The 26331-nt window shown below is 54.7% G+C and carries 19 protein-coding genes and 3 pseudogenes; 11 read left to right on the top strand and 11 right to left on the bottom strand.

Features of this window, described 5'->3' with window-relative positions:
• Nucleotides 1-198 precede the first annotated feature (198 nt).
• From FHT84_RS29995 to FHT84_RS29975, 5 genes and pseudogenes are all read left to right on the top strand, one after another.
• Entirely contained in the window at nucleotides 199-561 is a 363-nt protein-coding gene (locus tag FHT84_RS29995; RefSeq protein ID WP_113251294.1) for a transposase, read from the top strand.
• The gene (gene tnpB, locus FHT84_RS29990) at nucleotides 558-905 is read left to right on the top strand and encodes an IS66 family insertion sequence element accessory protein TnpB (RefSeq protein WP_113251295.1); all 348 of its coding nucleotides are present in this window, start codon (nucleotides 558-560) and stop codon (nucleotides 903-905) included. Before FHT84_RS29995 ends, tnpB begins: the two co-directional genes overlap by 4 nt.
• Nucleotides 906-977: 72 nt before the next feature.
• Nucleotides 978-2543, top strand: a complete 1566-nt coding sequence (locus FHT84_RS29985; RefSeq protein ID WP_183765616.1) for an IS66 family transposase — start codon at nucleotides 978-980, stop codon at nucleotides 2541-2543.
• A complete protein-coding gene (locus FHT84_RS31790; protein ID WP_113251297.1) occupies nucleotides 2543-2848 on the top strand; it encodes a hypothetical protein in 306 nt (101 codons plus the stop codon). Before FHT84_RS29985 ends, FHT84_RS31790 begins: the two co-directional genes overlap by 1 nt.
• Before the next feature lie 213 nt (nucleotides 2849-3061).
• Nucleotides 3062-3190: pseudogene (locus FHT84_RS29975) on the top strand (transposase domain-containing protein); the annotation flags it as partial.
• 238 nt (nucleotides 3191-3428) lie between these two features.
• Here the strand turns inward: FHT84_RS29975 and rfbC are convergent.
• From rfbC to FHT84_RS29945, 6 genes are all read right to left on the bottom strand, one after another.
• Nucleotides 3429-3977 carry a dTDP-4-dehydrorhamnose 3,5-epimerase gene (rfbC, locus tag FHT84_RS29970; RefSeq protein ID WP_183765619.1) on the bottom strand — a complete coding sequence of 183 codons (549 nt, stop codon included), beginning with the start codon at nucleotides 3975-3977 and terminating at the stop codon, nucleotides 3429-3431.
• A 55-nt stretch (nucleotides 3978-4032) separates the two neighbouring features.
• Entirely contained in the window at nucleotides 4033-4920 is an 888-nt protein-coding gene (rfbA, locus tag FHT84_RS29965) for a glucose-1-phosphate thymidylyltransferase RfbA (protein WP_183765622.1), read from the bottom strand.
• 85 nt (nucleotides 4921-5005) lie between these two features.
• Nucleotides 5006-5908, bottom strand: a complete 903-nt coding sequence (gene rfbD / locus FHT84_RS29960) for a dTDP-4-dehydrorhamnose reductase (RefSeq protein ID WP_183765625.1) — start codon at nucleotides 5906-5908, stop codon at nucleotides 5006-5008.
• Nucleotides 5905-6972 carry a dTDP-glucose 4,6-dehydratase gene (rfbB, locus tag FHT84_RS29955; RefSeq protein WP_183765627.1) on the bottom strand — a complete coding sequence of 356 codons (1068 nt, stop codon included), beginning with the start codon at nucleotides 6970-6972 and terminating at the stop codon, nucleotides 5905-5907. Before rfbB ends, rfbD begins: the two co-directional genes overlap by 4 nt.
• A 387-nt stretch (nucleotides 6973-7359) precedes the next feature.
• Nucleotides 7360-11253 carry a class I SAM-dependent methyltransferase gene (locus FHT84_RS29950; RefSeq protein ID WP_183765629.1) on the bottom strand — a complete coding sequence of 1298 codons (3894 nt, stop codon included), beginning with the start codon at nucleotides 11251-11253 and terminating at the stop codon, nucleotides 7360-7362.
• 357 nt (nucleotides 11254-11610) lie between these two features.
• Complete coding sequence (locus FHT84_RS29945) at nucleotides 11611-12855, bottom strand: hypothetical protein (RefSeq protein WP_183765631.1); 1245 nt, start codon at nucleotides 12853-12855, stop codon at nucleotides 11611-11613.
• Between the two features lie 1164 nt (nucleotides 12856-14019).
• On the opposite strand from FHT84_RS29945, the gene rfbF reads away from it, so the two are divergent.
• The 4 genes from rfbF to FHT84_RS29920 all read left to right on the top strand — a co-directional run bounded on the left by rfbF (nucleotide 14020) and on the right by FHT84_RS29920 (nucleotide 17910).
• The gene (rfbF, locus tag FHT84_RS29940; RefSeq protein ID WP_183765634.1) at nucleotides 14020-14787 is read left to right on the top strand and encodes a glucose-1-phosphate cytidylyltransferase; all 768 of its coding nucleotides are present in this window, start codon (nucleotides 14020-14022) and stop codon (nucleotides 14785-14787) included.
• 6 nt (nucleotides 14788-14793) lie between these two features.
• Nucleotides 14794-15861: a CDP-glucose 4,6-dehydratase gene (rfbG, locus tag FHT84_RS29935; protein ID WP_183765638.1), complete on the top strand. Its 1068-nt coding sequence runs from the start codon at nucleotides 14794-14796 to the stop codon at nucleotides 15859-15861.
• Between the two features lie 60 nt (nucleotides 15862-15921).
• Complete coding sequence (locus tag FHT84_RS29930) at nucleotides 15922-17151, top strand: class I SAM-dependent methyltransferase (RefSeq protein WP_183765701.1); 1230 nt, start codon at nucleotides 15922-15924, stop codon at nucleotides 17149-17151.
• A 534-nt stretch (nucleotides 17152-17685) separates the two neighbouring features.
• Complete coding sequence (locus FHT84_RS29920) at nucleotides 17686-17910, top strand: DUF6429 family protein (RefSeq protein WP_183765641.1); 225 nt, start codon at nucleotides 17686-17688, stop codon at nucleotides 17908-17910.
• A gap of 34 nt (nucleotides 17911-17944) precedes the next feature.
• On the opposite strand, the gene FHT84_RS29915 is transcribed toward FHT84_RS29920, so the two are convergent.
• Both FHT84_RS29915 and FHT84_RS29910 read right to left on the bottom strand, forming a co-directional pair.
• Entirely contained in the window at nucleotides 17945-18529 is a 585-nt protein-coding gene (locus tag FHT84_RS29915; RefSeq protein ID WP_183765644.1) for a plasmid pRiA4b ORF-3 family protein, read from the bottom strand.
• A gap of 2 nt (nucleotides 18530-18531) precedes the next feature.
• Nucleotides 18532-20229: an IS66 family transposase gene (locus FHT84_RS29910; RefSeq protein WP_183765647.1), complete on the bottom strand. Its 1698-nt coding sequence runs from the start codon at nucleotides 20227-20229 to the stop codon at nucleotides 18532-18534.
• Nucleotides 20230-20818: 589 nt separating this feature from the next.
• Between FHT84_RS29910 and istA the strand changes: the two are divergent.
• A pseudogene (istA, locus tag FHT84_RS29900) lies at nucleotides 20819-22347 on the top strand (IS21 family transposase).
• 12 nt (nucleotides 22348-22359) lie between these two features.
• Nucleotides 22360-23097: an IS21-like element helper ATPase IstB gene (istB, locus tag FHT84_RS29895; RefSeq protein WP_183765650.1), complete on the top strand. Its 738-nt coding sequence runs from the start codon at nucleotides 22360-22362 to the stop codon at nucleotides 23095-23097.
• 132 nt (nucleotides 23098-23229) lie between these two features.
• Here istB and FHT84_RS29890 read toward each other — a convergent pair.
• From FHT84_RS29890 to FHT84_RS29880, 3 genes and pseudogenes are all read right to left on the bottom strand, one after another.
• A pseudogene (locus FHT84_RS29890) lies at nucleotides 23230-23663 on the bottom strand (transposase).
• 365 nt (nucleotides 23664-24028) lie between these two features.
• Nucleotides 24029-25156 (bottom strand): glycosyltransferase family 4 protein, encoded by a 1128-nt coding sequence (locus tag FHT84_RS29885; RefSeq protein WP_183765653.1) that lies wholly within the window; start codon nucleotides 25154-25156, stop codon nucleotides 24029-24031.
• A gap of 93 nt (nucleotides 25157-25249) precedes the next feature.
• Nucleotides 25250-25333 (bottom strand): hypothetical protein, encoded by an 84-nt coding sequence (locus FHT84_RS29880; protein ID WP_246698670.1) that lies wholly within the window; start codon nucleotides 25331-25333, stop codon nucleotides 25250-25252.
• Between the last annotated feature and the right edge of the window lie 998 nt (nucleotides 25334-26331).

Here is a 26331-nt window from a genome sequence, read left to right as displayed (position 1 = left end):
AGCCCGGACTTCAATCCCATAGAAAAGGCCTTCTCCAAGCTAAAGGCACTCCTGCGGAAAGCCGCAGAGAGAACCGTAACAGGACTCTGGGATCGTGAGCGTCCGGTGAGCTGTTTTTGCTGATGGGGCAAATCAGGCGATGTTCTGGCATTAGAACCAGCATTAGTGCTGACATTAATACCAGAACAAAGAGGTTTCATGGCTCGCATAGAGATCATGTCCGGTACCGAGCGCAGACGGCGTTGGTCGGACGAGGCGAAGCTGAGGATACTTGCGGAAGCTGATGAGCCCGGTGCTCGCATTGGTGATGTGGCGCGCCGGCACGACATTCATCCGGGCCAGATCCGCTTGTGGCGGCAATCATTCAGCTATGGCGATCGGCCGCCGGTGTTCCTCCCGGTGGAAGTCACCGAGGAGGTTGGCGTAAGCCAGCCGTCTACCGCAGCAACGAGGCCGGCGATCGTCGAGATCTTGCTTCGAAACGGTCGGGGCTTGAAGGTTCCGGTTGACGTTGAGTTGAAGCTGCTTGGCCCGCTGGTCGCTTGCGTGGAGGCGGCATGATCGGGCCATCGGGGAATGTGCGGGTCTACCTGGCCTGCGGAGTGACGGATATGCGGCGTGGCATCGATGGCCTATCGGCGCTGGTCGAAACGGTCGTGAAGGAGGCGCCGGGCTCGGGCGCGATCTTCGGCTTCCGCGGAAAGCGCGCTGACCGGATCAAGCTTCTCTGGTGGGACGGCCAGGGGTTCTGCCTATTCTACAAGATTTTGGAGCGCGGATACTTTCCCTGGCCGACGGCGAAAGAGGGTGTAGCGCACCTGACGCAGGCGCAGCTTTGCATGCTCGTTGAGGGGATCGATTGGCGACGCCCGGCGTGGACGTCCGCTCCCGGCCGAACGAGATAAAAGCTATATTTTGCAGGGGCATCCGAGGCATAAAACTGGCGTGCCAGAGGCAAATCGGCTAGATCTGCCGGTATGGAAACAGCGCCGCTGGACAGTCAGGATGAGATCACTGCTTTGCGCGCACTCGTCGCGGAACAGGCGGCGAAACTTGAGAGACAGGAAGCCGAGGTCATCAAGCGAGACTCCATAATCGGGCTTCTTCGCGCGCAACTGGAGCTTCTCCGACATCGGCAGCATGGGGCTTCCTCGGAAAAGATCGACCGGAAGATCGAGCAATTCGAGCTGATGCTGGAGGAGATCGAGGCCTCCCGTGCCGAGGCTGAAATGCGCTCCGGGAAAATCCCCTTGCCGGAGTTGAACGACGCACCGGATAAGCCGAAGCGCAAGCCTCTGCCCGATGGTTTACCAGCCGAAGAACTCGTCTATGCGGCTCCCTGCAATTGCCCGACCTGCGGTGGCACTTCATTCCTGAAGGCGCCCGACAGAGTGGTTCAGGTGTTGGAGCACGTGCCGGCGTCGGTCAAGATTGTTCGGCATGTCGAGAAGCGCATGATCTGCAGGGAATGCGATACGACGGTGGCAGGCGAAATGCCGACCTTGCCGATCGAGCGCGGCAAACCCGGGCCGGGACTGCTCGCCCATATCATGATCGCCAAATTCGACGATCACATTCCCCTCTACCGCCTGTCAGAGATGTACGACCGGTTGGGGATAGACATCTCCCGATCCGTAATGGCCGACTGGGTCGGCCGGGTATCTGCATTGCTGACACCACTTGTGCTGTTAATCAGAGCCCATATCGCAGCACTCGACCGAATACATACGGACGATACCCCGGTCGATGTTCTCGACCCCGGGCGGGGCAGGACAAAAACCGGCAGGGTCTGGGTCTACGTCTTTGACGGCAGTGGCTATCAATGCGCCACTCCCGCAGCCATCGCCTATTACTACAGCCCTGACCGCAAGGGCGCGCATCCGGCTGATCATCTGGCAAGCTTCAGCGGCGTCATGCATGCCGACGGCTATGGGGGTTACAAGAAACTCTACGGCAACCAGATCATTGAAGCCGCCTGCATGGCGCATGTGCGCCGCAAGTTCCATGATGTGATCAAGCTGAAGCCTTCTCCGATCGCTGAGGAAGCACTGTCGCGCATCGGCGTTCTCTACGATATCGAGAACCGTATCCGCGGCATGTCGGCTGACGAGCGGCGCACCCTGCGTCAACACCATGCCCGGCCCATTCTGGACGAACTCAAGGCCTGGATCGAAGCCACGCTTTCTACGCTGCCACAGAAGCAGAAGCTGGCGGAAGCGATGCGATATGCCCTCTCGCGATGGACAGCCTTGAGCGTCTACATCGACGATGGTCGTGTCGAAATCGACAATAACATCGCTGAACGAGCCATGCGTCCGCTTGGAATCGGAAGGAAGAACTGGCTGTTTGCCGGCTCGGACAAGGGCGGTGAGCGCATCGCCAACATTCTGACCATCATCGAGACGGTCAAACTGCAAGGTCATAATCCGGAGGTCTATCTGACAGATGTCCTGACCCGGATCCAGGATCACCCCAAAGACCGAATTGAAGACCTGCTGCCCTGGAACTGGGTGCCGGCAAACGCTCGGTGCGAGGCCGCCTGATGGCACGCTCAAGGTTCATCTACACGCTAAGGCAAGTCGCCAGCATGATCGGCGAAAACCTTGAACTGATCGAGGAAGTGACGGCCAACTCGGACAACATCTCCGAAGGCGAACTGGTTTACGTTAGCGATGGCACTGAAGATGGCACGAAGGGTCTGACCGAGAATGGCATCGAAGAACTTCAAAGCCTACTCGCCGACATCAGGATGTGGGACGGCGGTATCCGCCAGTTCCTCATCGACACACAGTGCGATCCTGAAATAATCGACCGCATCATGGCCGATGAGATGAAACGCGGACTATAGCTTCCATCTCTCGACACCCAAAAAATGCGTTCGCTGGACGCTCACCTGGGATCGCATCGGCAAGCTGATTGATCTGGTCGAACCGCAAGAGGCTCAGAATTACTTCAACTCATGTGGATATGATCCAGCATGAATGGGAAACGCTCTAAAACGCGCTTGCCTTCAACTGCTATGTCAGAAGAGATGCTCGCCACAGTTCGACGGTCGGCATAAACCTGCAAGCTCAATTCCGTCGATTCGCTTGCCTATCTCACCGCGACGCTCATCGCCATCATCAACGGTCATGAGCAGTCCCGGACGATGAATTGTTGTCATGAACCGTCCGGCAGCGTGCACCAATGACCGCTGAAAACCACAGGAACAGTCAGCCGTTGTTTATGGCACATCGTCTAAAACCTCCTCATCGAGGATATTCTCGTTTCCTACAAAGCGAGATATCTCGCTTTGATCGTAGTCGAAGACCGAAATCTATATGCGCAATCCGCCTATCGTGGGATGATTACTCAGTTGCCTGCACCGTCCAAGGTAACGCCGGGAAGCTTACCCGGAGCGAACTTCTTACAACACCAGCCGCTGAACCTCACTCAAAGATTTGGGCATCTGCGAGTAGGGGCTGACGCTGATCCTTTGGAGAGAGCGTCAAGATGTCGGCAGACTTCCAATCAATGCCGATCTGTGGATCATCCCAGCGGATGCCGCGATCGCTTTCGGGCGCATAATAATTGGTGGTCTTGTAGAGGAACTCAACATGATCGCTCAATGTCAGGAAGCCGTGGGCGAAGCCTTCCGGGATCCAGAGCTGGCGCTTGTTTTCCTCAGACAGAAGAACGCCGACCCATTGGCCGAATGTCGGTGAGGATTTCCGAATGTCGATGGCAACGTCATAGACTTCGCCAACGACGACCCGCACTAGTTTGGCTTGGGCATGTGGCGGCAGCTGGTAGTGGAGACCGCGCAGGACACCCCTGCCCGACCGGCTGTGATTGTCCTGCACGAAGTCGGCGCTACGGCCGATCGCTGCTTCGAACTTAGTCTTGCTGAAGCTTTCGAAGAAGAAGCCGCGATCGTCTGCAAACACCGTCGGTTCGATAATCTTGACGTCGGGGATAGTGGTATCGATGGCTTTCATTCGTCATCCTGCTCGGATTGTTTGCGCGGGAGATGCGGCGTAAAGCGAGTCGTAGTTAAAACACCCGCTCACGCAAGATCCCGAGGAGATATTGCCCATAGGCATTCTTCTTCAGGGGATCGGCAAGCGCCTCGACATCAGCCGCACCGATCCAGCCGCCGCGATAGGCGATCTCTTCGGGGCAGGCCACCTTCAGGCCCTGCCGGTTTTCGATCGTCGCAATGTAATGGCTCGCCTCCAGCATAGATTCATGCGTTCCGGTGTCGAGCCAGGCATAGCCGCGGCCCATGGTCTGGACGTCCAGCCTGCCGGCCTGCAGATAGTGAACATTGACATCGGTGATCTCCAGCTCGCCACGCGGCGACGGACGGATCGATTTAGCCACGTCGACGACGGTTTCGTCATAGAAGTAGAGGCCGGTGACCGCATAATTGCTCTTCGGCATCCTCGGCTTTTCCTCCAGGCTGATCGCCCGGCCGCTTTGATCGAACTCGACCACGCCATAGCGATGCGGATCCTGCACGTGATAGGCAAAGACAGTCGCCCCCGTTTCCTTGGCGCTCGCCTCGTGCAGCAATCGGGTAAAATCATGCCCGTAAAAAATGTTGTCTCCCAAAACCAGGGCAGACGGCGCGCCATCCAGAAACGCTTCGCCGATCAGGAAGGCCTGGGCAAGACCGTCGGGGCTCGGCTGAACGGCATAGTCAAGCTTTATGCCCCATTGGCTGCCATCGCCGAGCAATTGCTCGAAGCGAGGCGTGTCCTGCGGCGTCGAGATGATCAGGATCTCGCGGATACCCGCCAACATCAAAGTCGTCAGCGGATAGTAGATCATCGGCTTGTCGTAGATTGGCAGGAGCTGCTTACTAACCGCAAGTGTCAGCGGATAGAGCCGTGTTCCCGATCCGCCGGCGAGTATGATTCCTTTGCGTGCCTTCGTCATGATCCTGCGTCTCGTCCTTAGTGCATCTGCCTCTGTCTCACCGGCGGGAGGACATGGCCGGAAATTATCGGCAAAATTACGATTTTCAATTGCCCGCAGCCCGCAATCTCGCCAGGACGTCATCGACGCCCTCCTGCCAGAGAGGAAGCGCAATATCGAAGCGATCCATCAGCTTTCGACAATCCAGCCGCGAATTGGCCGGGCGCTTGGCAGGGGTCGGGTATTCAGCTGTCGATATCGGCTTTAGCGCATCGAGAGACAGCGCAAGCCTAACGTTTGCTGCCAACGCCTCGCGAACGATATGCGCGGCATAACCATGCCAGGAGGTGCTGCCTTGTGCCGTGAGATGATAAGTCCCCGAGAAGTCGCCTGGAGCTCGCGAGGCCATGATGCGCTCGATCACCGTGCGTGTGACATCCGCAATCAATGCCGCTGACGTCGGCGCACCAACCTGGTCGGCAACGATGTTCAGCGCGCTTCTTTCACCGGCCAGCCGAAGAATAGTCTTCAGGAAATTGCTGCCGTGATGACCATGGACCCAGCTGGTGCGCAAAATGGCGTGATGCGCGCCGGAGGCGCGCACCGCCTCTTCGCCACGCCATTTGCTTTCGCCATAGACGGACTGCGGATTGACCGCATCCTCTTCCTGATAGGGGTCGGATTTCGTGCCGTCGAAGACATAGTCTGTGGAGTAATGGATGAGCAAGGCACTATTGTCCGCCGCCCAGCGCGCCAGTATCCTCGGAGCGGTGGCATTGACCGCCAAGGCCAGCTCTTTGTCGCTCTCAGCCCGATCCACCGCCGTATAGGCAGCCGGATTGACGATGATACCTGGCTTGTGCTCATCAAGAGCGGCAAGGATGCCTATTTCGCTGGCTAGATCCATGTCCGCACGCGTCAGGGCAATAACATTCCCTAAGACGCCGAGCGAATGTTGCAGCTCGAAACCGACCTGGCCGTTAGCGCCGGTGACCAGAATGGCACTCACAACTCAACCTCGTACTGCTTGCCGACCCATTCACGATAGGCGCCACTGGTGACTTTACGGACCCAGTCCTGGCTTTCGAGATACCATGCGATCGTCTTGCGAATGCCGGTCTCGAAGGTTTCCGCGGGCTTCCATCCGAGTTCGCGCTCGAGCTTGCGCGCATCGATCGCATAACGGCGGTCGTGACCGGGCCGATCCTTAACGAAGGTAATCTGATCGCCGTAGCGTCCGCCATCAGCCTTCGGCCTCAACTCATCGAGGATGGCGCAGATCGTATGCACGACATCGAGATTGGATTTCTCGTTCCAGCCGCCGACATTATAGGTCTCACCGAGCTTGCCGGCTTCCAAGACGCGGCGAATGGCGCTGCAATGATCCCGGACGTAAAGCCAGTCGCGGATCTGCTGGCCATCGCCATAGATCGGGAGGCTCTTTCCCGAAAGCGCGTTCAGGATCACCAGCGGGATGAGCTTTTCTGGAAAATGGTAAGGTCCGTAATTGTTGCTGCAGTTCGTCGTTAAGACAGGCAGACCATAGGTATGGTGCCAGGCCCGCACAAGATGATCGGAGGCCGCCTTGCTGGCCGAATAGGGGCTGTTCGGCTCATAGCGATTGAGTTCGTTGAACGGCGCATCATCCTTCGACAGTGTCCCATAGACCTCATCCGTCGAGACATGCAGGAAGCGGAAGCCTTGCTTCTCTCCGTCCTGCAAACCATCCCAATAGCCGCGCACAGCTTCCAGCAGATTGAAGGTACCCACGATATTCGTCTGGATGAAATCCCCGGGACCGTGGATGGAGCGGTCGACATGACTTTCAGCGGCGAAATTGACGACCGCACGCGGCTTGTGCATCGCCAGCAAATCGCTCACCAACTTGCGATCGCCGATATCGCCGTGCACGAACACATGGCGGTCATCGCCCTTCAAACCCTTCAGCGTATCGAGATTGCCGGCATAGGTCAGCTTGTCCAGATTGACGACCGTCTCGTCGTGTTGCTCCAGCCAGTCAAGGACAAAATTCCCGCCGATAAACCCAGCTCCACCCGAAACCAAGATCGTCATCTAAAGCCTATTCCTACTCTGCTTTAAGCTGAAGATCGCGACTTTGGACATTTATCTTTCGCAAGGATACGACAGCCCGCAAAGCCGTTAAATCAGCGCTTCCGGGGTCAGACCTATCCTAGGAATCTATCCACTTCAACCCTCCAGCTCCCACAATGACACTCGCCGTGTTAGGATAGCCGCCATTTCAGCCATGCCGCTACTGACGCCCCGCACAACGATAGTGCTCATTGGGCCAGCTCTCTATGATGCTGCAATGCCGCCGAAAGCAACAGGCCAACCACCGCCCACCGGCTCCCTGTGTCCCCCTTTCGAGATGAGCACAAAACACGCCATGGTTGAGATTAACCCGGTCTACGGGACTTGTTCGCCAATCTCACCAGACTCTTAGGAGAAGACAGTTTCTCTAATTATGGCTTCAAAACGCTGCAGCGGACGATCCCATCCCTCGATAATTGGCGTGCGACCACTTCCCCCCTCATCATGGGTCTGCACTTTTATAAACCGAGCTAGATCGTGACTTAATGATTCTGGCGTGCCAACTGAAACACCATTAAACTCCCAGTGAGCAGGTATGTCAGATGCGAAAACATGCAATCCCATCGCTTGGGCTTGCCCGATGCCTAAATTGTAGCCCTCCCATTGGGAAAAACTCGCGTAACAATCCGCTGCAATATATAGTTCGGCCATTTCCTGATCTGTTACATTGGCCTTAACTACAAATCCCCGACCTGTCATCTCCTCCACGTCCTTTGGATCTGCCTTCCCGCAGAGGAGGAATACAGTATTCGATGCCAAATCTGGGTATCCGAGCTTAAACTCTTCCGCAAATAGCTCGTATTGATCCACACCCTTGTGGTTTCGCTCCGCGTGGTGAAACCGGCAGACGTTTAGCACCACAAAAGCTCCTTCTAAACCGAGCTTTTGCCGAACCTTAATGCGAAAATCGGACTGCCCATTCCAGACGGCAAGGTGCGAATTGCCGAGCCGAACCACTTCCATTGAAACCATGTCGGATTCGGCCTTCACTGCCTCCGATACGCCGATAACTCTATCTGCCATGGGAGCGCAAAGTTTCTTCTCAGAAACGATCGTGCGCCGCAAATCCGCGTCTTTGAAGAACTCCGGATTTGGTTCCCCGCAATCCACAACAATCGAGCGAATCGAGCCACCAATCCATCGAAGAGTCGAGAAGAACGGGGAAGTGTACACTATCACACAATCAATCCTAAGCTCAAAAGCAATCCTTGCAGCTTCATCAGGACCCTCAATGACGATCCTCTGGCATCCTGGATAGTCAAACTCGTTGGCATTCCTGGGACCGCCAATAAAAACTTCGAACCCGCATTTTAGAAGATATTCTGCTTGAAGATTGGCAACAACCGCAACGCCGTGACCGATCTGATGAGTAATACTGAGTATCAAGACCCTAATGGGCTCGCCATGGCGTAAAGCATGCTGACGCCAGGGCAATACTGTCCGCGGCGGATTTGCAAGCCTATACGGTACCACCAAACTTAAATTTGGGTTGTAATAGGGATCATTTTTGAAGAAGTTTTGTCCGGTCAAAAGCGTATAGCTTACCTCCTTCCGGACTCGTGCCTGTTTGGCTGGCGTATCATCGTATCCTCTCGTTTTAGACTCATGATGAATCAACAGAGGATCGCAAATTCCGATTACTCGATAGCCAGCCTTAATTAGTTCGATATTCAACTTTACATCATTAAATGTGACCGCAAGAGCCGGATCGAACCCCCCAATTTCGAGGAAAACTTCTTTTCGAATTGCGAGACAGGCCCCGGTAACGGCCGACATCTCCCGCGTTGCGTTCCCGAGTCCGGCATAGCCCCCTTCGTCGGGTTGATTTCCAACCAGCGTATGTGCGGCTACTCCCTGAATCCCGACGACTGTCCCTCCATGCTGAACGCTGCCATCTGGATAAAGCAGCTTCGAGCCGACCGATCCTACGTCTGAGAGCGCCAGATAGCGAACAAGCTTTCGAACCCACAGAGCATCGTTGACTGTAGTATCGTTGTTTAGAAATATAATAATCGAATTATTACATACGTGTGCTGCGGCATTGCAAATCTCCGAGAAATTGAACGCATGTGGATAAGGAACAATTCGAACAGCATTCTCACGCTTGATTTTCCTTAAGTATCTCAACGTTTCGGATGACGTTGACTGATTATTCACAATAAGAATTTCCATTGCGTGTCGGGGATAATCAGTAGAAGACAGGATGCTTTCTACACATGCCCGTAGGATGTCTACAGAATCTCGTGTGGGTATAATTATACTAACGGAAGGGAGAGGAACTGGATCATTCAGTTCGGGCGCTCTGCGAACCGTTGGCATATCCATATGCGCCAAATGAAATAAGATTGAAGGAATATGCAAAACTGCTTCGCGAGCCAGCTCGCTTGCATATGTCGCCAACGCGTTCTCTACATTAGCCCCACCTGCAATTTCCTCGATAACTTGCCGCAAGTGGCTCACATCTTTGATCGCTGCGGCACTCCCAATATAGTTCAGCCACCTCAATAACTCAGGTGAGAAATTTGGCTTAAAGAATGGTCGTTCCCGCTTTCCGCTACTTGAGCGCCGGTCATCGTCTGCATAGATCAAGCAAGAACTTGTTGAAGCAGCGGCAGCGGCGGCGACCTCATACAAACAGCGAGCAGAAAGAACTGTCCCTCCTTCAACTATTAGAGTTATCGAAGGCGAGGCCTCCAGTGCTTTGAGAACATCGTCTGCTCCGCCTCTTATGCAGGCATCGCCATCACCACATTCACCGTTATATGTCGATGTTTCGAATGGTGCCGAAGGATCCCAATACACAACTTTTCTTGGGTTAAATAGTTGATTATCGATAGATTTCCTTGTTTCTGGCCACGCTTTTTTTGCAATCACCAAAACTGAAATCTCAGGCAAAACACCCGACGCAATATGTCGACGGATCTGCCTCTCATCATCTTCCGATAGCGTATCGAATTTTTCGATCCAAGCAGCATATTTTGCGCTACTAAATGCGTTATCCAGGATCACGGGTAAAAACCGAAGCCATTTGAGCCTAATACGGCGCATCAGGAAATCATTCAGAATGTCCCGTGAGTTGCTATTGCCTGCGGCCGCATCCAACAACAGCTGAATTCGCCGCGCTTGATTTTTCAGCGATCGCACTACGCGCCGAAATGGCGCTGTAATTCTCCACGACGCGGAAGCATGGAGCTCACTTATCACCTGATCCCGCTGACGAAGTAAGAGCCGCGTCTGATGTAATTCGGTTCTTTGTGCATTTCTCGACTGCAAATCTTGCTCCAATGTCCGTCGGAGCTCGTCATCATTTTCCCTAAGCTGGCTAATATCTCTTATCAGCGCTTTCGTTTCTACCGCCGAACGCTTGAGAACATGTGGTAGGCGAGCCTGCCCCGCCTCAGCTTTGGACATCAGATCGTCTAGCGCGTGGTTTGCCGCGCTGGGGCTCTCAGACTTTGCCCACATTGCCGCCAGTTGACCAAGAACTTCAAAGCGAGTTCTAAAGCGGTCCGCATCACTGTCGCTTAGGTGCACCACGCCAATGATGCAATCAGGCAGATCGCTGCCGATTAACAACACGCCAAGCCCTGCCGAATGGTTAAAACTGAAATTTGGATAACGGTCCGACAACTCTACCCACAACTGACGAACGCCAAAATCCATAGATCGTGCCGCAATATTATGGAAAAGGACAATACCACGTTCGCGGGAAATTTTTGGAAGCCAACTTTCAAAATTGTTGCGCACCTCCTCATATGTGGGCCGACCATCAATGTGCAGGAGTTCGATCGAGTTATCCGCAAATCTACCTAAGGCCTCCGAAAATTCCATCTTCAGCAGCGTTGAAAACTCGGCGTATCTGACATCATTAAGCAGTTTAATTTTTTCAAAAACCTCCTTTCCATAAAATCCTTCCTGCTCATCGCCTTCCCACGTGTCAACTGCATAACAAGTTGTATGAGAGCCGAGGTGCGACTCCTTAACCCCCTCACAAAAAGCTGAATACGACACACCGTTATGGGTACCCAGCTCCACGATGCATGATGGCTTGGATACGGAGACGAGCCAGTGCGCAAAAGGTACATGGCCATGCCATGTACTTGATTCGTATGCCAACAAATTTGTCCGGAAAATAGGATCGATAGAACGTTCTAACAAAGCCGCCAAGGGATTAAGAACCCGGCTTTCGGTAGTGTCGTCAGTGATAGCGTTTGTTTGGGGTGCAAATTTGTTATCCGACATCTCGTCTCTAGGCTCCGGAATGGCTCAGTTTTTTTCAGATTGCCTTTGAATAGTCAAACGAGTGGGAGTGCGGGTATTGGAGGGGTTGGGTTTGTAACGCCTTTGCACTCGCCCTACAAACGCCAGAGCACGGCGCTAAGATAAGATCCCGCAGATTGGGCCAATCAATCGTTCAGAATTGGTCTATATCGGGAGCGAAAGTTATCTCCTACAAAGCGCAAAAATGCGAGCCATCCCGCCAGGCAATGCGAACACGGTCCGCCCATTTCGGCCGGAACACTAGGGGCACTGTTGAACGAGTCGAGGCTGCCATCTCTAACCAGAGCCACCAAGGATGCCGCCCTTTGCACCGCCTTATTAGCTCCGGAACAGACGCTTAACCGAACGGAGCGGCGAAGTCAGCCGCCAAGATGTCGATGCGAATACGTCTGCCAAAGACTGGCGAGACTCGGCGAGTTCGCTAAGCAGGGCGACGTGCTCTGCATGCACATCGGCAAGACGATTTTCGAGGACAACATGCTTTGCATGAATGTCTGCAAGACGATTTTCGAGTAATGATTTCGTTTGGTTCAGAGTATTGATTTGCGATTGCATTGCGCGATGGTTTTCAGCGGCGGAGTCAAGCTGCTCATGCACTTGACGAAGTGCCGCTCCGCTCGATTCAAGTTTTCTGTCAAGATCCCCATTAGCCGCGCGTAGTTCATCGCTGGTAGCGCTTAGCCGCCATTCGTAGCGCAGCAGGGGAGCTATATCGTCGAGATAGACACGCGCATCCTCAATAGCGCTAATGAGCAGCGGGTCGTCGTACAAAAGATGACCACAGACCGATGCCTCCAAAGCAGCGAAGAGCACTTTCAGCTGGCGCGGAGCACCACGAACGAGGTTGACCTCCTGCGCGCCAAATCGCGTGTGCCGAAGCTGCCCGTCTAGAAACTCGCGTTCGAATACTTCTATGCCAGCTTCATTAAGTTGCAAGCCGAGCTCTGATGATACCCGCGCAAGTTCTGCGCGAGGCGCATCCAGAAGCGCATCATAGTTGATGATCGTGCGCGTTGCGCCGAGTGTCGCATCGAGGGCCGGCACGACATGCGCGAGCCACAAAATGTAAGCCTTTTCTTCCGCAAAGGGCGAGCGCTTTGCAAGCGAACTAGCAACACTAATCGGGTTACGCACCGCAATCGCGTAGACTACACGCGACGGCAGGCCCGCGAAGATCGGCTGCCAGAACGGCAATAATCTGGAAATACGCGGATCTTTCACGGCAAATATTTTGCCTTCGCACTTCGCACGCAATGTAGCCGAGGCCTTCACGCGAAGCTCGTTCAAAACCTGGGGATCAATAGCATCGAGGTTGATTGGTGCCATCGTGTGCCAATCTGCGCCGGCTGCTTGCATTATTTCAACGTTGATCTGATAGATATCAACGTCTTCAAAGTAGCCTTTTTCATTATCTCCAGCGACTGGAGGCAGCAGGCTGCTGCCAAATTCGGCTCCCATCGTTTCCATCGCCCGCGTTAGGACGCTGGTTCCGCTGCGATGCATCCCGAGCACAACGATGAGGGTCGGTGCCGTTGTCGCGACAGCGGGGGATTGTCTGCTCATTGATGCTCACTCAAACTCACAAGAACTTCTCGATCAGACTACTTAGAGCATTTAAGAGATTTCGCAATAAGGACCCATTAGCCGTTATTGCCGTAGGTAACTTCCCGCGGATTGATAAAACCCCTATCAGCTTCTTGATTGGACAGAGACTTTTGGTTTGGGTGATAAAGACAACACTCTTACAGACGGCTAATATGAAAAAATCGTAAGCGACAAGCGAACCCCATGGCACGGCTGTGACCGGTGCAGCCGTCACGGGGTCAATCGTAGTCGGCGCGTCGATCGTAATCGTGAATGCATCTGGGGCCTATCAAACATCGAACGGACTATGGCTCCAGCATCACCGGCATTTTCGAAATCGTCTAATTCCAGTGGAACGTGCCGTGTCGCGAAATTGATCTCAAGCGGGCGATCGCTCATTTGGCCCATGGCGGTCTATGGTGCCGATGATCGCAGTGATCGCGTCCAAAGCTGAAAGATCCTCGATTATCACATCCATGAGCTAGAGGGCAATAATAGGACTGAAGATCGAGGAAGTGTCTATTACCTGGCCAGTAAAAAGCGGCCTAAAGGTTTGACCGATTGCCACCATGGCTGCGTAAACTGAAGGAGAAGCTTTCGTAGCCTTGAAGGTCCGCTTCGGCGAGCGTTTTCCGCATCTAGATCCCAATGAAACTCATCCTCGATGTTTGTCGGGTGCTTCGCCGCTGGACATAATCCCGACGCCTTTTCTCAGGAGGCGTAATTTCCCCCAGGCGAGAAACCGACGTCATTTGGGAAATGCCCCTTTTCGGCCGAACAGTCGGCGCAACCCCGGTCTGGGTCGGATGAAGGCCAAGAGGCGATCCGTGGCTTGGTGCGCCCGAGCCGAGCGGCCGTGACGCGCCGAAACAGGCATTTAATATCTGCAGCCTTCCCTGTCGCGTCATTGTGGATTTATGCCGGCAGCCAAGATGCCGGCTTGCGTCTGGATAGGTTGACAAACCTGATCGTCGAGATCGCTTCGACCTTGCCAAACTATAATGCGATTTCTGCGGCCCCTCAACGCGAGATGTCCACACCTGCCATACGCACGACTGTTTTTGTTGAATGTCCAGTTTGACTTGTTTATAGCCCTCTGGCTTGCTTATACGCCACAGTCGTACAGCCGTTTGAGGAGCGCCTATGAAAGCGGTAATTTTGGCCGGCGGTTTAGGAACACGGATCAGCGAAGAAACGAGTTCTCGCCCAAAGCCCATGGTCGAGGTCGGAAATCGACCAATCCTTTGGCACATCATGAAGATTTACTCCCAGCACGGCATCAATGATTTTATCGTGTGCTGCGGCTATAAGGGCTATGTGATCAAAGAGTATTTCGCCAATTACTTTCTTCACATGTCTGACGTCACATTTGACATGCGGAGCAACAAGATGGAGGTCTTGCAAAACTCAGCGGAGCCTTGGCGCGTCAGTTTGGTTGACACTGGCGAAGCAACCATGACGGGTGGAAGACTTAAGCGGGTGCGTGAATACCTGGGTGATGAAGATTTTTGCCTCACCTACGGCGATGGCGTGGGTGACATCGACATAACTGCCCTCATAGCTTTCCACAAGGAACAGGGGCGTCTTGCAACACTTACGGCGATGCAGCCCCCTGGACGTTTCGGCTCCCTCGCTTTCGATGGTCACAAGATTCAACATTTTCAAGAAAAGCCACAGGGCGATGGCGGATGGATTAATGGTGGGTTCTTTGTTCTTTCTCCGAAGGTGATCGACTATATCGAGGGCGATGCAAGCATCTGGGAACGCGAACCTTTGGAGACCCTGGCCAAGCAGGAGCAACTCAATGCTTGGTTCCATCACGGATTTTGGCAACCAATGGATACCTTGCGGGACAAGAGGCATCTCGAAGAACTATGGGCGTCTGGGCAGGCACCCTGGAAGACTTGGTAGAAGAGCATGTTCAACAATAGCTATCGCGGACGTAAAGTCCTCGTAACCGGGCATACCGGCTTCAAAGGAAGCTGGCTCGCGCTTTGGCTGCGGAATCTTGGAGCGCACGTAACAGGAATTGCATTGGCTCCAGAGGGCGAGCCTAATCATTGGGCTCTGCTGAACCTCGATCACGAATCGCACTTCATCGATATTCGCGACGAGACGGCCCTTCGCCTAGCTGTGACGCGAGCAAATCCGGAGATCGTATTTCACCTCGCCGCTCAGCCTCTTGTACGCAGATCCTACATTCAGCCGGTGGAAACATTCGCTACGAATGTCATGGGAACTGCCAATTTGCTGGATGCATGTCGGTCGCTCACCGATCTCTCTGCAATAGTGGTCGTTACCACGGACAAATGCTATGAAAACAAGGAATGGACTTGGGGTTACCGCGAGATCGATCCTCTTGGCGGTCATGACCCTTATAGTTCATCGAAAGCAGGAACCGAGATTGTTGCCGCAAGTTTCAGGCGTTCGTTCTTCAACACGCCGAAAGGCGCATTGCTCGCAACTGCACGGGCAGGCAATGTAATTGGCGGAGGAGACTGGTCAGAAGACCGACTAATACCGGATCTTGTGCGTGCCGTCAGTGGACAGCAGGCGCTTGAGATCAGGTCTCCGCGATCAACACGGCCATGGCAACATGTTCTGGATTGCCTATCAGGTTACCTCACGCTGGGTCAGGCGCTTATCGAACGAAATGGCTCGGCTGCCGATGCCTGGAATTTCGGACCTGACCGAGAAGGCAATCGTTCCGTTGAAGCGCTCTTGACGGCCTTTGCGCGGGACTGGCCGAACGTCAACTGGCGGCTGAGCCAGGACACGCATCCACACGAAGCGCAATTATTGCAACTTGACAGCAGTAAATCCCGGCAGTTGCTAAAATGGCGGCCTGTTTGGGCGTTCGATGAGGCAGTGAATGTTACCGCACGATGGTATCGTACCTGGCTGGAAGACGGCATAGCTACCAGTGAAGAACAGCTCAATGCCTACCAAATCACGGCAAAACAGCGAAATCTGGCATGGGCATAGCTGGCTCGAAACTACTGTACTGGTAGATCGAATTCTTTGAGATTAATTAGGGTGAGCCGTATGAAATGTCGTCACTGCGCAACTGAACTCCAGCACGTCTTTCTGGACCTTGGGTTTGCGCCACCATCCAATGCATATCTGACTGCAGCGAAATTGCGGGCACCGGAAACAACCTATCCCTTAAAACTATTCGTCTGCGATGAATGCTGGTTGGTACAGACAGAAGATTATGCCGACGCCGGCGATCTTTTCTCCAGCGACTATGCCTATTTCTCATCTACGTCGAAAAGCTGGCTGGATCATTCAGCACGTTATGCCACCATGATTACTGAGCGTCTTGGTTTGTCGAAAGAGAGCTTCGTTATCGAGGTCGCTTCGAATGACGGCTATCTTCTGAAGAACTTCGTAGAGATGGGTATTCCATGTCTTGGTATTGAACCGACGCAAAGCACTGCAGATGCTGCGGAAAAGCTTGGCGTTCCCGTTTTGCGCGAATTCTTCGGTGTGGATACAGCTTGCTCGCTCGTCGACAAAGGCCAAACCGCGGATCTCATTTGCGGCAACAATGTCTACGCCCATGTTCCCGACATCAACGACTTCACACGTGGCTTGAAAACCGCCCTAAAGAAGAACGGAACAATAACACTCGAGTTTCCGCATTTGATGCGCCTCATCGAGCAAAATCAATTCGATACCGTCTATCATGAACATTTTTCATACTTGTCCCTCATGGCTGTTCAGCGGATTTTTAAGGCGGCAGAGCTCCGTATATGGGAAGTGGAAGAACTACAGACTCATGGCGGAAGCCTACGGATATATGGTTGTCACGAAAACGATGCGCGTCCCACCGGTGAAAGCGTTGAAAAAATTCTTGAAAGGGAGGCTTCCGCAGGACTTGGGGATCTCGCGATTTACAAGAGCTTTCAATCCAAGGCAGATAAGGTCAAAGACGATTTTGTTGCTTTCCTTATCGAACAAAAACGTGCAGGCAAAACCGTAGCAGCCTATGGCGCCGCGGCAAAAGGCAATACTCTGTTGAATTACGGAGGCGTGAAATGCGATCTCGTTGCCTTTGTCTGTGATGCAGCACCCTCCAAACAAGAGAAATTTATGCCTGGTAGCCATATACCGATCATGAAGCCATCGGCGTTGTCAGAGCTAAAGCCCGATTTTGTTGTGATTTTGCCTTGGAATATCGCTCCTGAAGTCAAGCAGCAGCAAAAGCATATCAAAGATTGGGGAGGTCAGTTTGTAACTGCTGTTCCGCAACTGACAGTGATGCAATCTTAAGGCCTGACTCGAACCCTACTTGGGAGCTGAGCCGGATCAGCTCCCAAGCGGAATCTCCGTGCGGCCGGAATGAGACGCCACCCGATGCTCCATTTCAGCCGGTGGGGTGACTTGCTTCACCGGCACAAAAGTTTCCGGCATGACGAACGCCGACACAAAACCATTGGTTTGTTTTTCTTGCCATGCAGACCCTGTCGAACAGATTTGCGCCAACGGTTCAAAAGAGAGCGGCTAATGCCGTATTGCCGGGCTATGGTCGACGCCTGCCTCTCTCTGCGAAGCTTTCTGCGACAATCCTCAGCTTTTCATCCTCCGCAAACCGACGCCGCCGACCGGTATGGATTACCTCAAGACGGGGCACCCGAGACCCACTGTGCCCTCCAAAAATCTCCATCTGTCCAACTGTCCTTATGCATGGAATAAGCACAGTCTGAAACGCTTCGCTAGAATTCTAAAAGTAAGACCGTATGTCCTTCTGTATCCATCCGAGGTGGGCCGCGGGACTTGAAGTCTCGCGCGTGATATCATGGCAGAATGGAGATCGACGAGGACAAAATCGATGACGCGGTCCTGGCCCTGTTATGGCTGACGCTCCACAACGAACGTTGCGCCTGGAAGGGATTTGACTGGGCGACGACGGACCGCTTGCATGAGAAGGGACTGATCTGTGATCCGGCGAACAAGTCGAAGTCGCTGGTTCTGACGGACGAAGGTCTACGGCGTTCGGAAGAACTGTTCCGCCGGTTGTTTGCACGGTAAAATCCACTTTCGGCCTTCGCTCACAGCCCGGCGTTCAGGTTTTGCGGCGCGCTTTTCGGGCCCATTTTGCAGCCAGGTCATCGACGGCTTTGTTGAGCTGCGAGAAGTTGGCGGCGGTGGGATCATAATCGCTGCCGCCCCACCATTCGAGGATTTCGGCATGTCGCTCGTGCGCCGGGTCTGCAAGCGCCTCGCGGAACTCCTGATAACCCCATGGACCACCGACGTCTTCAGGCGGGCAGTGGCCCGTTGCTTCGAGGAGCATCGGTCCTTCCGTGCCGACTGCAGGAAAGGTGCGCTCGATCTTGATGCTGTGTTCCCAGCCGTCGCCAAAATCGTATAGGTATTTGAACGATTTCGCACCGGTGTCCTGGACTGCCGACAGCAGCGAGACCCTGCGGGCATCGATCGGACCATCCCCCCATTCCTCGTCGGGCAAGCCAAAGCCGACGTCACGCATGCGGAATTCGTAAAGGTGGCTGTTGGTCCAGCCCATCGCCGCCTGCAATACCTCGTGCAGCCGACTGAGCCTGATGGTGAACGGCACGACAACGCGCCGCATCACTATCGGCTCGACATGATCGAGGGTGACCTTCAGGCGGACGACGGAAGCCACCATCGTCAGGCCGCCAGCATGACGGTTGCCGGCGATGCACGTTTCCACTGCCAGGGCAGCAGTTCGTGCAGGCGCGTGACAGGATGGTCGGCGATGCGAGCCAGGACATCGGCAAGCCACGCCTTTGGGTCGACATCGTTGAGGCGGCAGGTGGTGATGACGGTCAGCATGACAGCGGCACGATCTGCCCCACGCTGGGAACCGGCGAAGGTCCAGTTCCGTCTTCCCAATGCGACACTTCTCAGCGCCCTCTCGGCTGCGTTGTTCGTTAGACAAACTCTCCCGTCTTCGAGGAAGAGGGCAAAGCCCTCCCAGCGCTTGAGCATGTAGTCGATCGGCTCGATGACCTCGGACGATCTGCTGAGTGTGGCGCGTTCCTTCGTCAACCACTCGTGCATGTCATCGAACAGCGGCTTGCTCTTCTGTTGCCGCACAGCCAGTCGTTCTTCGGCGCTCAAACCGTTGATCTGGCGCTCGATCTCGAACAACTCGTCATAGCGCTTGACGGCTTCCAATGCGATCGGCGAGATCGGCTTGCCCTTGCGTTTGCGATCCCGCGCACTTTTCTGGATATCGGCCAGCTCAAAGAATTTCCGCCGCGCATGCGCGTGGCAAAAGGCGAAGGTGATAGGGATCTCTTTCGTTGCGGCAACAGCGATCGGCCTCTCGGCGCATGCAAGCATGCGCCTGCCGGCTGAGAGATCGAAGCCATTGTAGCAGTCGCTCTGCAGAATGCCGCCGTATCCGGCCAGGTGTTTCTGCGGATGTTCGCCGCGCCGGTCACTTGACGCATAATAGATTGCAGCTGGCGGCGCTATTCCCCCGAATGGCCGGTCATCGCATACGTAAGCCCATATGCGTCCGGTCGTGCATTTGTCTCTGGCCTGAATGGGAATGGTGGTGTCATCACCGTGAAGACGCTCAGCCGCAAAAACATGCGCCTCGATCAGATCGAAGACAGGCATAAGAGCCGCTGTTGCGTACCCGACCTGGTCGGCCAGCGTCGAGGTCGAAAGATCGATCCCCTCGCGTTTGAACCGGGCACTCTGCCGGTTGAGCGGGCTGTGCATGCCGAACTTGTCGAACAGGATCGTCGCCAGCAGATGAGGACCGATGAAGCCGCGCGGCGTGGCATGGAACGGTGCCGGCGTCTGGCTGATCGCCTCACAGTCACGGCACGTGAACTTTTCCCGCACCGTCTCGATCACCTTGAACCGGCGCGGTATCTCCTCCAGCGTCTCGGTGACGTCCTCGCCCAGCTTCGACAGGCGCGAACCACCACAGCAGGCGCAAGTTGTCGGCGGCTCGATGACAATACGTTCACGCTCGATATCGTCCGGCCATGGCTTGCGCAACGGCCGTTTGCGCGTGAACGAACGTACGCTCGAGGTTCTGGCGCTTGCTGCTTGTGCCGCGACCTCATCCTCCGTCGCCGCCGTCACGAGTTCCTCGAGCTGCAGTTCCAACTGGTCAAGCAGGCGCGCCGTGCGCTCAGAGCGCTGGCCTCGCAACTCGCGCCTGAGCTTCTCGATCTTCAATTCCAGAGCAACGATCAGCGCCTCGTTGTCAGTGAGCATCGCCTGCGCATTGGCCGCTTCCGCTACTGCGATAGCGTGTTTAGCCTGCAAGGCTTCATGCTCGCCAAGCAGCGCCAGGTAAGCGCCTACAACATCCGCAGGAAGATCGACAGGCTTTAAGATCATGAAGCCATTCGATCAGATTTCTCCTGTATTTTCAATTGAATAATGCTAACCAACCTTCGTCGGCCGCCAGGTTTCCTGAGGATGCCTCCAGTCGATCCCGGACAGAAGATAACTGAGCTGTGCGGGTGATATCACTATCGCGCCGCCTTCCGCAGACGGCCAGACGAACCGGCCGCGGTCCAACCTTTTTGTAAAAAGGCAGCTCCCCTGGCCGTCACTCCAGATCACTTTATCAGCGATCCGCTGCGACCGCGGAATACAAAAAGATTGCCGTCCAGAGGGTTCAGTTTCAGCACCTCCTGCACCCGCAACGCAAGCGATGGAAACCCACACCGCATGTCGGTATGGCCCGTTGATATCCACACCCGCACATTTTGACCGGAAGGAAGCGTGATTGCAAATTCCGAGGTAATCCGCCCCCTGATTCCGAAATGATGTCGCCCCCCAATTCCGAGAAATAGTCGCCCCCTTGTTCCGAGATGATGCCGCCCCCCTTTGGCGGGCATCTGGCAAGGGTGGTCTGCCGGTGTGAAGTTTCTTCCTTGGACGTTGACGAGGAAGGAACGGGATGCCTGCGGAGAGAGTGGAGATGCGGCGTGTCCGCGAGATATTGAGATATCGCTTTGAGCAAGGACTTGGGCACAAGTCGATTGCGGTGCGGGTTGGAACTGCGCCCTCGACGGTGCGCGAGACGCTGCGGCGTGCGGCGGTTGCTGGGCTATCGTGGCCTTTGGGTGATGACGTCAGCGATACGGTCCTGGAGGCGGCACTTTATAAAGGGGCTGGGACGAAGATAGGACACCGCCGCGCTCCGGAGCCAGATTGGGCGCAGGTCCATCGCGAGCTGAAGCGCAAGCATATGACGCTTCAGATCCTATGGGACGAATACATCGGTCTTCATCCGGATGGATATCGCTATAGTCGGTACTGCGACCTGTATCGCGGCTGGGCGTTGAAGCTGCCGGTGACGATGCGGCAGGATCATGCGGCCGGCGACAAGCTGTTCGTCGATTATGCCGGCGACACCGTTACCGTCGTAGTCGACCGATTGTCCGGCAAGACACGACAGGCCCACCTGTTCGTGGCGGTTATGGGCGCATCGAGCCTCTCCTATGCACATGCGCGCTGGAGCGAGACGCTTCCCGACTGAATTGAATGCCATATCCAGGCGCTGGAGTTCTTCGGCGGTGCGCCGGCGTTGCTGGTGCCCGACAATGCCAAGGTGGCGATCATCAAGGCGTGCCACTTCGATCCCCAAGTCAACCGGACGTATTGTGCGATGGCCGCCCACTATGGCAGCGCGTTCTGCCGACGCGGCCGAGACGCCCTCGAGACAAGGCGAAAGTGGAGGCTGCGGTTCGTATCGTCGAGCGGTGGCTGCTGGGCCGCCTTCGCCATCGCACCTTCTACAGTCTGGCCGAGGTCAATTCGGCGATCGCCGATTTGCTGCATGATCTTAACGACAGGCGTGTTCTTCGCCGGGTTGGCGCTACGCGCCGCCAATTGTTCGAAGAGTTCGACCGGCCTGCTTTAAGGCCATTGCCTGTGGAACGCTACGTCTTTGCGGAATGGCGTATCCGGCGTGCTGGGTTGGATTACCACGTCGAGATCGAGCGGCACTATTACTCCGTCCCCTATCGCTTCGCTCGCGAGCAGGTCGAAGCGCGCATCACCGCCAATACGATCGAGATCTTCCACAAAGGCGAGCGAATAGCCGCTCATCGCCGCTCCAGCGGTAACGGCAAGCACACCACGATCCCCGATCACATGCCCTCAGCCCACCGCCGCTTTGCCGACTGGACGATCGAACGCATTCAACGCGAGGCCTCTTCCATCGGGCCGGAGGTTGCATTGCTGTGCGAGAAGATCCTCGCCGACAGGCCGCACCCGGAGCAGGGCTTTCGAGCCTGCATGGGGATTATCCGCCTGAACAAAAGCTTTGGCCGCGACAGAGTGAACGCTGCTTGCGGCCGTGCGCTGGAGATTGGGGCCCGGACCTACGGTTCAGTACGCTCCATTCTCGACAATCATCTCGATCGAGCTGCCTCCACCAATGGACCAGCCTCGCATGAGCCAATCCATCACGAGAACATCCGTGGACCTCGCTATTACCACTAAGGAGAACGAAAAATGCTTGCTCATCCAACACTCGACAAACTCAATTCCATGGGCCTGGCCGGCATGGCAAAGGCCTTTGGGGAGCTCGTCACCAACGGCGAAGCTGAACATCTCTCGCACGCCGAGTGGCTCGGACTGCTGCTCGAACGGGAATGGAGTTCCCGCTACGATCGCAAGCTTGCCGCACGCCTCAGGTTCGCCAAGCTGCGTCACCAGGCGACCCCGGAAGACGTCGATTACCGCAGCGAGCGCGGCCTTGATCGCGCACTCTTCATGAAACTGCTTGGCGGCGACTGGATCAGCGCTCATGACAATCTGGCCATCTGCGGACCCTCGGGTGTCGGAAAGAGTTGGTTGGCTTGCGCTCTCGGCCACAAGGCTTGCCGTGACGACCGATCCGTTCTTTATCAACGTGTCCCAAGACTGTTCGCCCAGCTTGCGCTCGCTCGCGGCGATGGAAGGTATGCCCGGCTACAACGCACGCTGGGCCATGTTCAAGTCCTGATCCTGGACGACTGGGGTCTCGTGCCGCTCAACGAACAGGCGCGACACGACCTTCTCGAAATCCTCGAGGACCGCTACGGCCGTCGCTCCACGATCATTACCAGCCAACTCCCCGTATCCGCTTGGCACGGCGTCATAGGAGACCCGACTTACGCTGATGCCATCCTGGATCGTCTCGTCCACAATGCCCACCGCATCGAACTCAGCGGAGAAAGCCTACGACGAAACCTGCCGCGTAAAGCTTGACACTTCGCCTGAATGAAATGACAACAATCATCGCCTGCAGACCCCACTAAACAGGGGGCGAGATCATCCCGGAATCAACGGGCGCAATCATCTCCGAACAAAGGGGCGGCTTCATCGGAATCGGCAGCGTGATCACCGCAACGTCTCCAGACCCCGCATGATCCGCAGCAGCGCCTCAACGTCGACGCTGCCGTCCACGACCACACGACGACCGTTCGCGCGACAATCTCCATGCGGCCGGAAGGAGGCGCTACCGGATGCTCCATCGCAGCAGGGGGAGTGACCTGCTTCACCGGCACAAAAGCTTCCGGCATGACGAACGCCGGCACAAAACCATCGCTTTGTTTCTGACACTCCAAACCCTGGCGAACCGACTTGCGCCAACGGTTTAGCAGCGAGCGGCTGATGCCGTACTGACGGGCCGTGGCCAATGCCTGGCCTCTCCCCGCAAAGCTTTCTGCGACAATCCGCAGCTTCTCATCTTCCGTAAAGCGACGCCGCCGTCCGGTGTTGATCACCTCAATACGGCTCACCCGAGACCCGCTGTCGCCTTCAAAAATCTCAATCTGTCCAACTGTCCTTATGCCTGGGAATAAGGACAGGGTCTGAACAGTTTTATCCAATATTCACAGGCGGTCTCGCTCGGACGGATACGTCCTTCTTCTTGGCTGAGGTGGCTCGCCCTACACTGGTCTTCCGGGGGTTGCTCGGATAAATCGAGCCGATCCTCATCACAGGAGGACATACGGTCTTACTTCTAAAAAGCGGCTCTCCTCGTATGGATACGATAATTGTAGTGTCAGGCTTCCCTACCATTTGGGGCGCATAGATCTTTTCGGTCCGCACATGATTGACGAATGTGCATTTCACAAAGAGAAAAGGAATTCAGTTTTCTCGAACATTCGGGAAGTGACGGGAAAATTACAGAAAATTAAAGCTGTTTTCGGATGTCTGTTAGTAATCGTTTGTAGACAGTAGCGTATTTATCGCTCATTTGTTCTGCCGTGAAGAATTCCTTATATCTCAAGCGAGAGGCCGTACCCAAAGACGCAACCGCTTCGGTATCGTCTACAAGACGTTCCATTGTTTTTGCGAGAGCCGATGGATCGTCTGGTTGTACGACGTAGCCAGTTTTACCATCTTGATTGACGAAGCTCGTGCCCGTTCCTATTTCGCAGGAGATCATCGGTTTAGCGAACATCGCAGCTTCGACAAGCGAAAGGCCAAATGCCTCTGAACGAAGATTAGAGGGGAATACAACCCCGCTACACAATTCGAGAAGCGCGGTCTTGTCCGTATCTGGCAGCGCTCCCAGAAAAAATACATTCTGCAGATCATGCTGTTTCGCGAAGCTCTTCAACGAAACTTCCATTGGGCCTTGGCCGACAATGACAATGTTTGCATTTGTTCGTCTCGCGGCCTCAAGAAGAATATGGATGCCTTTATAGTAGCGCAATACACCAACAAAGAGGAAGAAGGGTTTAGGGAAGCGCGCGCGCCAACGTGCTTTATCGTGCTCGCTTGCTTTGGGATAATCCGCTTCATCCAGACCAAGCGGGATGATAGTCGTTTTATCTTTGTAACGCTGCAGTACCTCGCTCGTCGCTAAATAATTAGGGGAAGTGGCCACAATTCTATCAACACTCGTGAGAAAGCGATGCATGATAGGCTCGTAGACCTTCAACAGGAGCTTTTGCTTAACGATGTCGGAATGGTAAGTTAAGACGGTTGGCTTGCTGGCATGGGTGACAAGATGGACGATGTCCATTAGCGGCCACGGAAAGTGATAGTGGATTATGTCGGCCTTTTGGCTCAACTCCCGAAAACGTCCAAATGCCTCGCGTGAGAAACCGGTGGATGCGAATTCGAAATTTAGCTTGGCCTTGTACGCCATATGACCATCGAATTCGACACTGTTTTCCAACGGCGTTTTGCTGAGCGAGAGGACATTGGACTCCACGCCATACTTAGCAGTGCCGTTGACAATCGCATGGATCGTCCGCTCAACGCCGCCGAATGTGTCAGGCCAATATGTTTTGAAAAAATGTAGGACGCGCATTTCTTTCCTGTAACGAAAACCGATCGCTACGTCACTGCCTCTGTCTCACCGGCGGGAGGACATGGCCGGAAATTATCGGCAAAATTACGATTTTCAATTGCCCGCAGCCCGCAATCTCGCCAGGACGTCATCGACGCCCTCCTGCCAGAGAGGAAGCGCAATATCGAAGCGATCCATCAGCTTTCGACAATCCAGCCGCGAATTGGCCGGGCGCTTGGCAGGGGTGGGTATTCAGCTGTCGATATCGGCTTTAGCGCATCGAGAGACATGCGACGCAAACTACTCTGGATATGTTTTCGACGCTGGCAATCATATGATCCCTGCTACCGATATGAAGCCGGGCCTGCCAAAAGACCTTGCTTTCGAAGCCGCTGTTCTGCTGGGCGTCAATGAGATCAGGCCGGCAGCCTTTCCTGCAACCTAAACGTGTTCTCCAACCTTTACATCGAGAGGAAAAAACGCAGATTTCTTGCTTTTCCGTCAAGATAAGGGAAAGGTAGCGTCAATGTTTGGGGGATTTCCGCAACGATTGCGGGTTTCGTGTCAGGCTTCAGCGCAACCTTGGGTGTGTAATTGTCAAGATTCAGTTGTCGCGACCTCTACATAATCGGGGTCGGTAAACCTGTTTTGGAAAGGTCGCTCGCAACGCAGAGAGTCTGGCAAGGCTATACGGGCAGCAGCCCTCCTGATGGGGTGATCTCCGTCATCAGCTAAAGTTGGCTTGAAAGGCTGTCGCGGTCAGCGTCACGTGTGCCTCCAATTAAGAAGGCTCTCGTGCCGGCTAAAAGGACAAATGAAAAAGATAGAGGCGATTAGCAGCGCAGAATCGCGCGAAGAATGGAAGCCCAAATGCCTTTAGGCTTGCCGAGCCGGTTCTTGACGAATGGAGTTCGACCAAGAATTCCGGCTATGTCTGACTGGAGCCATTGGAACTGGGTCGCCCTCTTCACGGATATGCCAACGGCAAGCCAATCGATGACCGCCCAGGTCTTGAACCTGCCGAGGTCAATGTCAGGGTAAAGAGCGTATCGTCCGGCCAGGCGCTTCTGTCCGTTGGGAAGTTCTGCGCGTAAATAGGTGAGGTGGCCTAAGGAAGTGGCTTCCGAACCCGCTGCGCTTGTCCTCCCGGCAAAAATCTGAAAACACCTTCTTAAACACCGAGGTATTCAGCATTC

The sequence above is a fragment of the Rhizobium sp. BK289 genome (assembly GCF_014193575.1).
In the GTDB taxonomy this organism is placed as follows: Bacteria; Pseudomonadota; Alphaproteobacteria; order Rhizobiales; family Rhizobiaceae; genus Rhizobium; species Rhizobium tropici_C.
This window is presented reverse-complemented; position numbering and strand designations above follow the sequence as displayed.